Genomic DNA, 14,264 nt, shown 5'->3' with positions numbered 1-14,264 from the left:
CCCCTGCCCGCCGCCAGCGCGGCCACCCCGGCCAGCCCACCCGCCGCCACACCCGCCCCGCCGACGGCAAAGGCGCCGGACACCGACACCGCGGCCCGCAAACCGGCAGCCCAACCCTCCCGCGGCACCGCCACCACTGCAGCGCGCAAGCACCCACCCCGCGTGCGAGAGCCCGTCGCCAACCGGCGCTTCTTCATCAATGCGGGCCTGTTCGCCGTGGACGACAACGCGGCCAGCGCCCATGCACGGCTCATGCGCGCCGATCTGCCCGCTTTCACGCAGGTGCTGGAAACCGCCAGCGGCCGGCGCACGCGGGTGCGCGTCGGGCCGTTCGAGACCTACTCCGAGGCCCAGGCCGCAGCGCGGCGCGTCCAGTCCCAGGGGCTGAACGCCACCATCATCCAGCAGTAAGGCGGGCCGGCAACGACACCGGTCAACGCGGTCAGCGTGGGTAGGGGGTGCCGTCCTTGTGGGCGAACTGCCACGTGCCGTCGACCAGAACGGCCTGGATGTCATCGTCGGGATAGGTCACGGTGTCGCCCGCGCTGCGGTCCCCAACCTCCAGGTACACCACGTCCTGCGCGCTGCGGTTGAGCAGCTGGTGTCCGTCGCCGGTGCCGGCCCGAAAGCCGGCACACATGCCTGCCGAAAGCGGTGTCTCCCCCGCATCCGTCACCAGCACCGCATCACCCTGCAGGATGTAGACGAACTCGTCCTGCCGGGAGTGCGCGTGGCGCAACGCCGACCCGGCACCGGGCAGCAGACGCACCTGGTTGACACCGAAGTGGCTCAACCCGAACAGGTCCCCCAGGGGCCGCTTCTCGCGCCCGGCCATGCGCGCGGCAAAGGGCTGCGGGTAGTTGGATGGCTTGCTGCGCGGGGCGGCTTGCGCAGCTGCAACGGCCACGGGGGTGGTTTTTTTCGTCATGGTGCAAGTCTAGGCGGCGACCAGGAAATCACGGCTGATGTGGCCGCCCAGGTCGTTCACGCGGTCCAGGAACTGCGTCAGGTAGGCGTGCAAGCCGGTGGCCAGTATCTCGTCGATGCGCCCGTACTGCAGCTCGGCACGCAGCTTGCCGGCACGGCGCAGGGTCTCGCAGGCCGGGTCGCTGGCAATCAGCAGCAGGTTGTTGACCACCTCATTGAGGCTGGCGTGCAAAGACCGCGGCATGTCCGGGCGCAGGATAAGCAGCTCGGCCACGCGCTCGGGGCGGATCACGTCGCGGTACACCTTGCGGTACACCTCAAAGCCCGACACGCTGCGCAGGATCGCGCTCCAGTGGTAGAAGTCGTACTCTTGGTCCTTCTCGGCAGCCGTGCCAAAGAAGTCTTTTTGCAATGCATGGAATTTCACGTCCAGCAGGCGTGCCGTGTTGTCGGCCCGCTCCAGGAAGGTGCCCAGGCGCATGAAGTGCAGCGACTCGTCGATCAGCATGGTGCCCACGGTGACGCCGCGCGAGAGATGGGAGCGGAACTTGACCCAGTCGAAGAACTGCGCCGGGTCCCGGTCGAACTCGCCCGTCTTCACCCGGCGCAGCACCTCGAGCCAGGTCTGGTTTTGCGTCTCCCAGACCTCGGTGGTGAGCGTGCCGCGCACGGCGCGGGCGTTCTCGCGCGCCGCGCCCAGGCACGACAGGATGGAGGACGGGTTGCTCTCGTCCTTCACCATGAAGTCCATCACGTCGCGCGCCGCAATGGCGCCATGGCGGGCGCTGTAGGCCGGCAACAGTTCGCTGATGCTGAGCAGGCCCTTCCAGCCGATCTGCGCCGCCGCGTCGGACTGCGGCAGCAGCGTGGTCTGGTAATTCACATCCAGCATGCGCGCGGTGTTCTCGGCCCTCTCGGTGTAGCGGGCCATCCAGAACAAATGGTCGGCGGTGCGTGACAACATATTGATCTCCCTATTCCAGAATCCAGGTGTCCTTGGTGCCGCCACCCTGCGACGAGTTCACCACCAGCGAGCCCTCTTTCAGCGCCACACGGGTCAGGCCGCCCGGCACCATCTGCACGGTTTTGCCCGACAGCACGTAGGGCCGCAGGTCGATGTGGCGCGGCGCAATGCCGCTTTCCACGAAGGTCGGGCAACTCGACAGGCTGAGCGTGGGTTGGGCGATGTAGCCCCCGGGGTTGGCCAGGATGGCCTTGCGAAAGTCCTCGATCTCGGCCTTGGTGGCCGCCGGCCCCACCAGCATGCCGTAGCCGCCAGCGCCGTGCACCTCCTTCACCACCAGGTCCTTCAGGTTGGCCAGGGTGTAGGCCAGGTCCTCCGGGTTGCGGCCCATGTAGGTGGGAACGTTGTTCAGGATGGGCTGCTCGCCCAGGTAGAACGCGATCATCTGGGGCACGTAGGGGTAGATGGACTTGTCATCGGCCACCCCCGTTCCCACGGCGTTGCAGATGCTCACGTGGCCGGCGCGGTAGGCCCCGAGCAGACCGGCGCACCCCAGGGTGGAGCTGGGCCGGAACACGGCGGGGTCCAGGAAGTCGTCGTCCACGCGGCGGTAGATCACGTCCACCCGCAACGGGCCGCGCGTGGTGCGCATGTAGACGAAGTTGTCCTTCACGAACAGGTCCTGCCCCTCCACCAGTTCCACCCCCATCTGCTGCGCCAGGAAGGCGTGCTCGAAGTAGGCGCTGTTGTGCATGCCGGGTGTAAGCACCACCACGGTGGGCTCGGCCGTTGTGGCCGGGCTGCTGGCCCGCAGGGTTTCCAGCAGCAAGTCGGGGTAATGTGCAATGGGCGCCACGCGGTGGGCGTTGAACAGCTCGGGAAAGAGCCGCATCATCATCTTGCGGTTTTCCAGCATGTAGCTCACACCGCTGGGCACGCGCAGGTTGTCTTCCAGCACGTAGTACTCGCCCTCACCCTGGGCATTGGGGGCACGCACGATGTCAATGCCCGAGATGTGCGAGTAGATGGCGTTGGGCACGTCCACGCCCATCATCTCGGGGCGGAACTGCGCGTTGCGCTCGATCTGCTCGCGCGGAATGATGCCGGCCTGGATGATCTCCTGCCCGTGGTAGACATCGTGGATGAAGCGGTTGAGCGCCGTGACGCGCTGCACCAGCCCCTGTTCCAGGCGGGCCCATTCGTGTGCCGGGATGATGCGCGGAATCAGGTCAAACGGAATCAGGCGCTCGGCGCCGGCGCCGTCCTCATCCTTTTCGCCGTACACGGCAAAGGTGATGCCGACGCGGCGGAAGATCATCTCGGCCTCTTCGCGCCGCTGGGCCATCATGTCACCGGGCTGGCGCGCCAGCCAGGCGTCATAGGTCCGGTAGTGCTCCCGCACCGGTGCGGCGCCGGCAGACGGCGCATACGGCAACTGGGTGTACATCTCGTCGAATTTCTGCATACGGAGCCTCTTTGACAACAGACGGAGCAAGCTTCGGGCCACCTCGCCCTGCACCACTATGGCACACGGTGGTGCCAGTAGCGCAAGCCCTGCGCCCGGGTGCACAATGCGTCTTGCGGTCGGGCGGATTGCCAGGTAAGCGCACCACAATGGGGCGAATCCAGCACCGCCACCTGCCGCGCCTGGTACCGCGCCAGCACCGGCGCCACCGGGTGGCCAAAGCGGTTGCGGTAGCCCGCCTGCACGATGGCCAGTTGCGGGCCCACCGCGTCCAGAAACGCCGGGCTGCTGGACGTCTTGCTGCCATGGTGCGGCACCAGCAGCACGGTTGCCGCCAGCGGCGCGCCACCGGCCACCAGCCGCGCTTCCTGCGCCTGCTCGATGTCACCCACCAGCAGCGCCGTCTGCACCCCATTGGAGATGCGCAGCACGCACGAAAGGGCGTTTGACTTGGTCACGGCGTCATAGTCCCCCGCCTGCGGGTGCAGCACCTCGAACACCACGCCGTCCCACTCCCAGCGTTGCCCCGCCAGGCAGCGTTGCGCCGGATGCAAAGTCTGCAGCGCGTTGGCCGCCTCGATGGAGCTGAGCAGCTGCGCCTGCGGCTGCATGGCCAGCACGGAGGCCGCGCCGCCCACATGGTCCGCATCCCGATGACTGAGCACCACCGTGTCCAGCCGCGTGTGCAGCGCCTGCAGCAGCGGCACCAGCACGCGGTTGCCGGCATCGCTTTCCAGGCCGAAGCGGGGGCCGGCGTCGTACAGGAGCGCATGGCTGGCAGTGCGCACCAGCACGGCGTTGCCCTGACCAATGTCCGCGGCCAGCAGCTCGAACTGCCCGGGTGGGGGCAGCGGCGCGCGCCACAGCAGCACCGGCAACAACAGGGGCAGGCCCAGGGTGCGCAAGGCCCGCGGCAGCGGCGCCACCAGCAGCACGCCCCCCAGCACCCCGGCCACTCCCACCCACAAGGGGGGCATGGCCACCGAGAGGGTGGCCCAGGGCCAGCTGGCGAGCCATTGCAGACAGGCCAGCAGTCCGTCCACGGCACCGGCCGCCACCGCCCACAACGCGGGCACGGCAACCCCCAGCATGGCCAGCGGCGTCACCACCAGCGTGATCCACGGAACCGCCAGCGCATTGGCCGCCAGCCCCACCAGGGACATCTGGCCGAACAGCAGCAGGGTCAGCGGTGCCAGCGCCACCGTGATGACCCACTGCTCCCGCAGGTTGGAAAAAATGGCGCCTTTCAGCCCCGCAGCACCCGTGGAATCTGCGCGTGCAGCTCCTGAATCGGTAGCAAACAGCACCCCCACGGCGACAAAACTCAGCCAGAAGCCGGACTGCAGCAACGCCCACGGGTCCGCTGCCACCACTGCGGCGCAGGCCAGCATCCACACCAGCGGCCAGGGCCAGCGCGCGCCCGTCAGGCGCAGCACCGCCACCGTGAGCAACATTAGGCAGGTCCGCTGCGCCGGCACTCCCCAGCCGGAAAAAACGGCATAGGCGCTGGCCAACAGTACCCCGCCCAGCAGGGCCGCGCTGGGCGCGGGCAGCGCCAGGCACAGCCGCCCCGAGCGCCGCCACAGCCTGCCGACCAGCCAGGCCGCCCCCCAGGCGAACATGGTGATGTGCAGCCCGGAGATGGACACCAGGTGCGCCACGCCGGTGGCACGAAACACGTCCCAGTCCAGCCGGTCGATGGCCGCCTGGTCACCCACCACCAGCGCGGCCAGCACGCCGGCGGTCTGACGCTGGGCCACGCGGGCAAAGATCCGGTCGCGCACCACCTGGCGCGCCAGCGCCACCGGGTAGCGCCCCGTCTGCCCCAGGCGCACCGAAGCCGGGTCTGCCGGACCGGCGCGCACATAGGCCGTAGCCTGCACGCCCTGCTCCCACAGCCACAGCTCGTAATCAAAACCGTGCGGGTTGCGGCTGCCGTGGGGCGCCTTCAGCCGCAGGGTCATCTGCCAGCGCTCGCCGGCCTGCAGCGCCTCGGGCAGGCGGTTCAGGCCCGCCAGGGCCTCCCCCGGCGTGTCGCCGCGCAGGTAGACGCCGCCATACCAGCCCACGTCCATGCGGGGCGCCACGGCAACTGGCTGGCCGTCCAACTGCGCGGACTCCACCTCCAGCCGAAAGCGCAGACCGGCTTCGTTGCGCTGTGGCAAATTTGCCACCACCCCGGTCACGCGCACGTCGCGGCCTTCCAGCGCCGGCTCCAGCGCGTCTGCCAGATACGCCCCGGCGCGCAGCCCCGCCACGCCCGCCCCGAGCAGGGCGCAGGCCAGCACCAGCGCCGCCATGCGCCCGCCATTTGCTATGTTTTTTATAGCTGTCAACGCATACAAGATGCCGGCCAGAGCCACCAGACCCGCATAAACCGGCCACCCCCACAATGCCGGCTGCTGCAGCTGCAGGGCCGTGCCCGCGACAAAACCCAGCAAGGCCGCAAAGAGGTTGCGGGTCACACCTGCAGGGAAATACGGTGCGGTAGGCATGCATCCATGCTAACCCGCATGCCCGCGCAAACCGGAAACTGCGTTGTAGACTGTGGCATGGGGACCAAACAACAACCGCCGGGCTTGCTGTCGAAAGTGGCGCGCTATTTCCGCGCGTCCGATTCGGACCAGGCGAGCGCCCAGGATTCACTGCAGACGCGCAGCGGCGAGACCGACAAAAATCCGCTCACGGACCTGATCGAGCGCAAGCGGCAGGACGACCTGGTGCGCCGGCGTGAATTCAACTACCTGCGCAAGCTGCACAAGCAGCAACGCGGAACGGAAACCCTGGGCGGCGAAGGCATAGGACGCCCCTCGGTGTTCCAGCACAGCTCCGGGTACGGCGCCGACGACCGGGCCTCGACGCTGCAGAAGATCAACGCCATTGAAGCCCACATGGTCAATGCCTGGGCTCGCGGCAAAGCCCCGACCGAAGCGCGCATGGCCAGGCGCACGGATCTGCCGGCGCCGGCCCAGCCGGCTGCGGCCAAACCGGCACCGCCCCCCGGCGCGGCACCGTTGCCCGTCCTGACCGAGCGGCGCGTCGCTCCGGCCGCTGAGTCGCCAATCAGTGACGACTTCGATCTGGATTTCACAGGCATGCTGCTGGAGCCCGCCGCCCCGGCACCGGCGCCGGCAGCGCCCCCGGCGCCCGAAGCCGCTCCACAACCCGAGCCTTCCCCTGCGCGGGCGGTGGCGACGCCGGTGGTGGACGAGGCGCCGCCAAGTCCCCTGGAAAGCGGCCTGCAGGATGCCGCCATGCGCTTTGCCGAGGGCGACAACGCAGCCGCCGAGGCCGTGCTGCTGGGGCTGCTCCAGGGTGAGGGCATCAACGCCGAGACGGTTGACAGTGTGGTCTTCGCGCTGTTCGACCTGTACCGGGCCACGGGCCAGCAGGACGGCTTTGATGTCGTTGCCATGGATTACGCGGAGCGCTTTGGCCGCTCGCCAGCGGAGTGGTTCTCGCTGCCGGACCGCTTGGGACGGGGCGCTGCCGCAACTCCCGCGCCCGTCGCAAGCCGGGGCATGGCAGACCAGGGAACCGCCTGGGTCTGCCCAGCCGTCCTCGATGCCGCCGCCCTGACCGCCCTGCAGGCACGGTTCCCCGGCCCGACTGCCAACTGGCATGTGGACTGGAGCCTGTTGGCAACTATTGAGCCGCAGGCCGCCACGGCCTTGTCCGAAGTATTTGCTTATTGGTGTACCCACCCGGTGCAACTGCACTGGCACGGCATCGACCAACTGTTGCACGCGCTGGAGTTGCACACACCGGCGGACGACCCCAGCGTGGACCCCGTATGGTGGCGCATGCGCCTGGATGCGCTGTGCATCCTGCAACGGCAGGACGCGTTCGACGGGGCCGCGCTGGACTATTGCGTGGTCTACGAAGTGTCACCCCCGTCCTGGAAATCCGTGCAATGCACCTGCGTGCAGGACGCCGCACCCAGCGCATTCGCAAACCTGGCAGAAGACTCCATCATCGCCCCGCTCGAAGACGCACCGGGGTCGGGTGCGCAGATTGCCACCTGCGACCTGGTGGGCGAACTCACCGGAGACGCTGCACAAGCCCTGGCGGATCTGTACACGGCCTCGCAATCGGCCCCGGACGTGGTGGTTTCGTGTGCGCTGCTGGCCCGCGCCGACTTCAGCGCGGCCAGCGCCATCTTGAACTGGGCGACCGCCAGCACCGCCGAGGGCCGCCATATCCGCTTCGTTCAGGTGCCGCGCCTGGTGGCCCAGTTCTTCCGCATGCTGGGGCTGGACCACTACGCGCACATCGCCGTGCGCGCCAGCTGAACCCACGCCGGCGGCTGCAGCGGGCCTCGCTCCGCAGGGAACGCAGGTCTTCAGTGCGCGCCGGACGGACCTATTCCAAACCGGCTGAGCCGCATCGGCTTGTACTGGGGGCGCGCGGCCAAAACGCTTCTTCGGGCGATCACCGCGGGCGCCATGCTTGTAAGGGCCCGCCTGATTTCGGCAACGGCCGCATCACCCGCGCCGTAACGGCTCTCCAAGTCACGTGCCAACATCTCCAATCGCATGGTGTTTCTGGACACGGCAGCGTCAGGCAGGCTACTTTTTGCCACCCACCGGCCCCCGGCGCGACTGCGACTGGTTGCTGCCCCCGACGTGCGACTCGCGGTCGCTGCGGCTATCCGGGGTGCGTTTGCCCTGGTTCAACTGGGTGGTGTGCTGTTCGCCCAGCTTGTTGTGGTCATTCTCGACCTTGCGGGCATGCGGAGTCTGCTGATCACGCGGGTTCTGCGAGTGGGTCATGGTGCTCTCCTGAAGGATTGAAGGCGACGGCTTTCAACGGTTAAAAGCGTAGAGCAATGCGGCAAAAGACGCAAACCCGCTCGTCAAGACAAAGTCGCTGCCGCGCGCCGGGCGACTCCTGCAGGGCCCTGCGGCGCAGGCTCTGCTGCCGGTGGGGTTATCCGATACGCCCTAAGATGGCGCTCTGGCGGCAGACCATGTCAAAGAAATTCCCCAACCATCCGGCCAACCCCGAGCGCATTTGCTGGGGCTGCGACAAGTACTGCCCGGCCAATGCCATGATGTGCGGCAACGGGTCGGACCGCACCCAACACCCGTATGAGCTGTTCGGAGAAGGCTGGCAGGATTGGGGCAACGACACCGCCGTCACCCCGGCTGAGCCAGCCGATCCCGCCGTAATCGGTGCCCCCCAAGGTCCCCTCCCGCCTGCCTGACGGCGCTGCACACCGTTTGCGGCATACTGGGCCACCGTGAACCACGTGCCCGCCCCCTCCACCGCCGAAACCACCCCGCCGGTGCGCGCACTGGCCCAGGCGCTGGCGTCGCCCCCGGCCGCGCCCGGTCACTTCGACGAACTGCGCGGGCGCACCCACACCGATGCGGCCACACCGCCATTTGCTACACATTCCATAGCTGACCACGCAGGAATCACGGACATCTGGAGCCAATTCTTTGCCCAATGTGAGACCGACGGCCTGGGCGACCTGGCGCAGCGCAACGCCCGCCTGCAGCGTCAGCTTCACGACAACGGCGTGGCCTGCAACGCCTACCGCGACGACGGCGGACCACAACGCCCGTGGTCGCCGGAGTTGCTGCCACTGATCCTCCCACCGGCCAGCTGGCAGCACATCGAAGCCGGCATCGCGCAGCGCATGCGCCTGCTCGACCGGGTACTGGCCGATGTGTATGGTCCCCAGCAACTGCTGGCCCGGCGCCTCCTGCCCCCGGCCCTGGTACAGGGGCACCCGGGCTACGCGCGGGCCCTGCATGGCTGGGTACCGCCGGGCGGCACCCATCTGCACCTGGCCGCCTTCGACCTCGCCCACGGGCCGGACGGCCACTGGTGGGTGGTATCCCAGCACACGCAGGCCCCGGCAGGTCTGGGCCACCTGCTGGAAAACCGGCTGGCGGTGTCTCCCCTCTTTGCGCGCGCCTGTGAAAGCCTGGCAGTGCAGCACTTGGGCAGCACCTACCGCGCACTCGTGCACAGCCTGCAGCGCATGAGCCCGGCGGGCCAGGACGCACACCTCGCCCTGCTCACGCCCGGCCCCTACAGCGCAACGTATTTCGAACACGCCTTTCTGGCGCGCCACCTCGGCATGACGCTGGTGGAGGGCCGCGACCTGGTGGTGCGCGACCTGCGCCTGTACCTCAGGACCCTGCGCGGGCTGGTGCCCATCCACGGCCTGCTCAAGTGCCTGGACGACGCGTACCTGGACCCGCTGGAGTTGCAACCCGATTCCGCGCTGGGCGTGCCCGGCCTGCTCCAGGTCATGCGGGCCGGCCACGTGCTGGTGGCCAATGCGCCGGGCTCAGCCTTCCTGGAGTCGCCGGCGCTGCTGGGCTTTTTGCCGGCCCTGTCCCAGCACCTGCTGGGCGAAACGCTGCGCCTGCCCGCGCTGCCCACCTGGTGGTGCGGCGAGCGCCCGGCGCTGGAAGACGCACTGCCCCGGCTGACGGAGTGCGTCATTCGCCCCACCTATCCCGACTCCGCCGCGCACGCCCCCGTGCAGGGGCGTGAACTCGACCCTCAAGCGCGGCAAGCCTGGGCCGCGCGCCTGCGCCACCACGGCGACGACTACACCCTGCAGACAGAGGTTCCCCTCTCGCAGATGCCCACCTGGGCCGCGCCAGATCCCGCCGCAAACACGGCAGACCTGGTGCCGCGCCCGGTGATGCTGCGGGTGTTTGCCGTGTCGGACGGCGCCCAGTCCTGGCGCGTGCTGCCCGGTGGACTGGCCCAGGTGCAGGGCGGCGGCAGCGCCGACGTCTGGGCCCTGAACGCCGGCCCGGTGGACCCCGCCGACCGGCTGCAACCCCCCTTGGCGTCACTGGCGCCACTGACGCCACCGACCCCGCTCGCGCAGCCCCCATGGATCAGCCGCCGGGCCGCCGAAAACCTGTTCTGGCTGGGCCGCTATGCCGAGCGCACCGACAACCAGGCACGCCTGGCGCAACTCACGCTGACCTGTCTGTCGGCCGACGCCCCACCCACCCCGCCCCTGCTGGCCTGGCTGGAGCGCATGACCCGTTACGCCACCCTGGTGCCGCCAGACTGCCCGCCCCTGACACCGGCCCCCCCGACACTCCAGGCCTTCGCACACACGCTGGTCGCCAGCCTGGGCACCACCACCAGCGTGGGCTACAACCTGCGCGCCATGCGGCTGGCCGGCGCCGCCGTACGCGAACGCCTGCCGCAGGCGCACTGGAACCTGATACGGCACACCGAGGAAACTTTTTTCAGCCGTTGCTCCGAACCCGCCACCGACACCGTGCAGGCGGCGCGGGACACCCTCCAGCACACCCGCGACCAGCTGGCCACCCTCGCCGGGCTGCAGGCCCGCCAACCGCGGGAAGACGACGGCTGGTTGCTGCTGGACATTGGGCGCCATCTGGAGCGCCTGGGTTTCCTGTCCAGCGCGCTCCAGCACGGCCTGGCCAGCGGCGCCGTCCAGCAGGCGCACGCCGGTGCCGTCGTCGCCGCCCTGTTTGACCCGACGCTGGCCTTGCCCACGCCACCGCTGCCCCCCCATGACGCGGCGACACTCCTCCACCGGCTGGTGCAGGACCGCAGCCAGCCCCAATCCCTGAGCCAGGTGGCGCATACCCTGCGCAGTCTGCTGGCGCGGCTGGCTGGCAGCAGCCCCCCACCGTCCGGCCCACCCGTGTTGCCCATACCCGACCCCGACCCCGGCGCCTGGCCGCCGGCAGGCCTGCACGAAGCCGGTGCCGACAAGGCCTTCACCGATCTGACCGAGCACTTGGCAGCGTGCGGCCAGGCGGTGTACCAGGTGGCCCACGCACTGGGCGCCACCTATTTCACGCACGCGGGCGAGGCCGGACACAGCCTGGGGACCTGATGCAGCTGCAGATCACCCACTCCACCTGTTACGACTATGTGCCGGCCGTGGAGGCCGCCCAGCACATCGCCTACCTGCAGCCCCTGAACACGGCCACCCAGCAACTGCTGGCCCACAGCCTGCTCATCGAACCCACACCGGCGCAGCACCTGGCGGTGCAGGACGTGTACGGCAACACGCGCACCTACTTCGCACTGCAGGTGCCACACACCCGGCTTACCGTGGTGGCGCACAGCGTGGTACGCACCCGCACGCCCCCGCCGCCGCAGAGCCAGCTTGCCTGGGAGACCGTGCGGGACAGCCTGCGCTATGGCGCGCACACCCCCTTTGACGCCGCAGCCGAATTTGTGTTTGCCTCGCCCCACGTGCCGCGCCACGCCGATTTCGCGGCCTACGCCCAGCCCAGCTTTGCCCCCGGAACGCCCTCGCTGCAGGCCGCGCGCGACCTGATGCAGCGCATCCACCGTGACTTCCGTTACGCCAGCCAGAGCACCGAGGTCAGCACCCCGGCGCTGGCGGCACTGCACCAGCGCCAGGGCGTGTGCCAGGATTTCGCCCACATCCTGATCGCCTGCCTGCGTGCCATGGGCCTGCCCGCGCGCTACGTGAGCGGCTACCTGCTGACCCAGCCGCCCCCCGGCCAGCCGCGCCTGGTGGGCAGCGATGCCTCGCACGCCTGGGCCACGGTGTACCTGCCGGACCTGCCCGACACCCCCGGCGGCACGCGCTGGTACGACCTGGACCCCACCAACAACCGCGAAGGCTGGGGCACCCCGGGTGAAGACTATGTCACCCTCGCCGTGGGCCGGGACTATGCCGACGTCTCGCCCCTGCGGGGGGTGATCCACGGCGGCGCCCACCACACCCTGACCGTGGGCGTGACGGTGGAGCCCCTGGCTTTCTAACTAGAATTGCGGCCATGAACATCTACGACACACTCGCCAGCCTTTCCATCACCCTGCCCGCCGTGGCCACGCCGGCGGCCGCCTACGTTCCGTTTGTGCAGACGGGCAACCTGGTTTTCCTGAGCGGCCACATCGCCAAGAAAGACGGCAAACCCTGGGTGGGGCAACTGGGCAAGAACATGGACACCGCAGAAGGTCAAGCCGCCGCCCGCGCCATTGCCATTGACCTCATGGGCACGCTGCACGCCGCCGTGGGCGATCTGAACCGCATCAAGCGCATCGTCAAGGTGATGTCACTGGTGAACTCCACCGGCGATTTCACCGAGCAGCACCTGGTGACCAACGGCGCCAGCGAACTGCTGGGCCAGGTGTTCGGCGACAAGGGCGCACACGCCCGCAGCGCCTTTGGCGTGGCGCAGATTCCACTGGGAGCCTGCGTGGAAATTGAACTGATTGCCGAACTGGCCTGAACCGGCCCGACCGGCGGCGCCTGGCGCCGCCCTGCTCAGGCGCGCGGCAGGGCCAGCGTCGCCCCCGGGTGCCCCGGGTCATCGTGGCGGCTCAGCACCTTGAAGACCGCCACCGCTTCCTTCATGCGATCGGCCTGTTCGCGCAGGCTTTGCGCGGCGGCAGCGCTTTCCTCGACCAGCGCCGCATTCTGCTGGGTCATCTGGTCCAGGTTGCCAATAGCCTGATTGACCTGGGCGATACCACTGCTCTGCTCGGTCGCCGCCCCCGTGATCTCGCCAATGACGGCCGTCACGCGCTGGACCGATTCGACAATGTCGCGCATGGTGCTGCCGGCGTCGGCCACCAGACGGGCGCCCGACTCCACCTTTTCCACCGAAGTGTCGATGAGGTTCTTGATCTCCTTGGCGGCCTCGGCCGAGCGCCCGGCCAGGGAACGCACCTCGGTGGCCACCACCGCAAAACCGCGCCCCTGCTCGCCGGCCCGTGCCGCCTCCACCGCGGCGTTGAGCGCCAGGATATTGGTCTGGAAGGCAATGCCGTCAATCACGCCAATGATGTCGGCGATCTTCTGGCTGCTGGTGTTGATCTCCTGCATGGTGGACACCACCTGCTCCACCACGGTGCCACCTTTTTCCGCCACCGACGACGCCCGCGCGGCCAGCGAGCTGGCCTGGCGCGCGTTGTCGGCGCTCTGCTGCACGTTGCTGGTGAGGTGATCCATGCTGGACGCCGTGGCCTGCAGGTTGCTCGACGTCTGCTCGGTCCGCTGCGCCAGGTCGTTGTTGCCGGTGGCAATCTCGGCGCTGGCTGTGGCGATGCTGTCGGTGCTGCGACGCACCTGCGAGACCATGCGGCCCAGCGATTCGTTCATGGCCGCCAGCGACTTCATCAGGTCACCAAACTCATCTCCACGCGTCAGGTCCATCTGCTGGCTCAGGTCGCCCTGCGCGATGCGGGCCGCCAAGTCGTTGGCCTGCAGCAGGGGCGTGCGGATGGAGCGGATCAGCGTGGCAGAGCCCGCCAGCAGCACCACAATCAGCAGGGCCACGCCGGCGGCGGCAAAGGTGACCGTGTTCTTGCTGCGCTGGGCGTAGTACTGGCGGATGTCCTCAAAAGCCGCTTCCTGCATGGCGACGAAATCCTTTTGCGACTGCTGGTAGGCCAGAACCGCCGGGCGGTACTGGGTCGTCATCAGGGTCGCCAGGGCATCGAAATTCTGGTCGACCTTGAGCTGGTTGCCCTGGACCCGCAGGTCCAGCATGGTCTTGCGGTTGGTGGCAATTTTCTGCAGTTGCGCCCGGTCGGCAGCCGACAGCTCCATGGCATCCACTTTTTTCTGGATATCGCTGATCTGTGCCGAGGTGGCCGCAATGTCGTCCTTGAAACCATTGACCACGGCGGGGTCGGAGGTCATGGCCACCGCCAGCGAGCGCACCGCGTTGACTTCGGTCAGCGCCGCCCATTGGCCGACCAGGCGGGTCTTCTGGCTCGCCACTTCCAGCTTGGCGGTGCTTTCGGCACGGTCACCGGCGTTGCGCACCGCCGCAAAGGCAATGATCAGGCCCAGGCCCAAGACAATGGCGCCCGTAGACAGCCACAGCTTGGTGGCGAGTCGCATGTTGTTGAAGTTCATGGTGTCTCCTCGAGATAGCGTATCTGCGACGCATTCATTCTATGACC

General features: G+C 68.5%; 12 protein-coding genes. 6 read left to right on the top strand and 6 right to left on the bottom strand.

Features of this window, described 5'->3' with window-relative positions:
• Nucleotides 1-411, top strand: a 411-nt coding sequence (locus tag AC1Q5W_RS14475; protein WP_492704225.1) for an SPOR domain-containing protein, incomplete at its 5' end; no start/stop codon positions are given.
• Between the two features lie 31 nt (nucleotides 412-442).
• On the opposite strand, the gene AC1Q5W_RS14470 is transcribed toward AC1Q5W_RS14475, so the two are convergent.
• The 4 genes from AC1Q5W_RS14470 to AC1Q5W_RS14455 are packed head-to-tail and all read right to left on the bottom strand — an operon-like array spanning nucleotide 443 to nucleotide 5,851.
• Nucleotides 443-928 (bottom strand): cupin domain-containing protein, encoded by a 486-nt coding sequence (locus tag AC1Q5W_RS14470; RefSeq protein WP_492643453.1) that lies wholly within the window; start codon nucleotides 926-928, stop codon nucleotides 443-445.
• Between the two features lie 9 nt (nucleotides 929-937).
• On the bottom strand, nucleotides 938-1,891 hold the full coding sequence (locus tag AC1Q5W_RS14465) for an alpha-E domain-containing protein (RefSeq protein ID WP_492643454.1): 954 nt from the start codon (nucleotides 1,889-1,891) through the stop codon (nucleotides 938-940).
• A gap of 10 nt (nucleotides 1,892-1,901) precedes the next feature.
• The gene (locus tag AC1Q5W_RS14460; protein ID WP_492643455.1) at nucleotides 1,902-3,356 is read right to left on the bottom strand and encodes a circularly permuted type 2 ATP-grasp protein; all 1,455 of its coding nucleotides are present in this window, start codon (nucleotides 3,354-3,356) and stop codon (nucleotides 1,902-1,904) included.
• A gap of 56 nt (nucleotides 3,357-3,412) precedes the next feature.
• Nucleotides 3,413-5,851 (bottom strand): DNA internalization-related competence protein ComEC/Rec2, encoded by a 2,439-nt coding sequence (locus AC1Q5W_RS14455; RefSeq protein WP_492643456.1) that lies wholly within the window; start codon nucleotides 5,849-5,851, stop codon nucleotides 3,413-3,415.
• A 57-nt stretch (nucleotides 5,852-5,908) separates the two neighbouring features.
• Between AC1Q5W_RS14455 and AC1Q5W_RS14450 the strand changes: the two genes are divergently transcribed.
• The gene (locus AC1Q5W_RS14450; protein ID WP_492643457.1) at nucleotides 5,909-7,648 is read left to right on the top strand and encodes an STAS domain-containing protein; all 1,740 of its coding nucleotides are present in this window, start codon (nucleotides 5,909-5,911) and stop codon (nucleotides 7,646-7,648) included.
• A gap of 276 nt (nucleotides 7,649-7,924) precedes the next feature.
• Here the strand turns inward: AC1Q5W_RS14450 and AC1Q5W_RS14445 are convergent, their stop codons facing one another.
• Complete coding sequence (locus tag AC1Q5W_RS14445; RefSeq protein WP_492643458.1) at nucleotides 7,925-8,128, bottom strand: hypothetical protein; 204 nt, start codon at nucleotides 8,126-8,128, stop codon at nucleotides 7,925-7,927.
• Nucleotides 8,129-8,325: 197 nt separating this feature from the next.
• On the opposite strand from AC1Q5W_RS14445, the gene AC1Q5W_RS14440 reads away from it, so the two are divergent.
• From AC1Q5W_RS14440 to AC1Q5W_RS14425, 4 genes are read left to right on the top strand one after another with little or no spacing between them, the layout of a single operon-like run.
• On the top strand, nucleotides 8,326-8,562 hold the full coding sequence (locus AC1Q5W_RS14440) for a DUF3079 domain-containing protein (protein ID WP_492643459.1): 237 nt from the start codon (nucleotides 8,326-8,328) through the stop codon (nucleotides 8,560-8,562).
• A gap of 36 nt (nucleotides 8,563-8,598) precedes the next feature.
• Nucleotides 8,599-11,208, top strand: coding sequence for a circularly permuted type 2 ATP-grasp protein (locus AC1Q5W_RS14435; RefSeq protein WP_492643460.1), 2,610 nt, complete (start codon nucleotides 8,599-8,601; stop codon nucleotides 11,206-11,208).
• Nucleotides 11,208-12,113, top strand: coding sequence for a transglutaminase family protein (locus AC1Q5W_RS14430; RefSeq protein WP_492643461.1), 906 nt, complete (start codon nucleotides 11,208-11,210; stop codon nucleotides 12,111-12,113). The genes AC1Q5W_RS14435 and AC1Q5W_RS14430 overlap by 1 nt, the downstream gene beginning before the upstream one ends.
• 14 nt (nucleotides 12,114-12,127) lie before the next feature.
• Complete coding sequence (locus tag AC1Q5W_RS14425) at nucleotides 12,128-12,583, top strand: RidA family protein (RefSeq protein ID WP_492643462.1); 456 nt, start codon at nucleotides 12,128-12,130, stop codon at nucleotides 12,581-12,583.
• Between the two features lie 35 nt (nucleotides 12,584-12,618).
• Here AC1Q5W_RS14425 and AC1Q5W_RS14420 read toward each other — a convergent pair whose 3' ends face one another.
• Complete coding sequence (locus AC1Q5W_RS14420) at nucleotides 12,619-14,217, bottom strand: methyl-accepting chemotaxis protein (RefSeq protein WP_492643463.1); 1,599 nt, start codon at nucleotides 14,215-14,217, stop codon at nucleotides 12,619-12,621.
• Between the last annotated feature and the right edge of the window lie 47 nt (nucleotides 14,218-14,264).

The organism is Rhodoferax sp. MLSD5-FHT05B10 (genome assembly GCF_058793415.1).
This window is presented reverse-complemented; position numbering and strand designations above follow the sequence as displayed.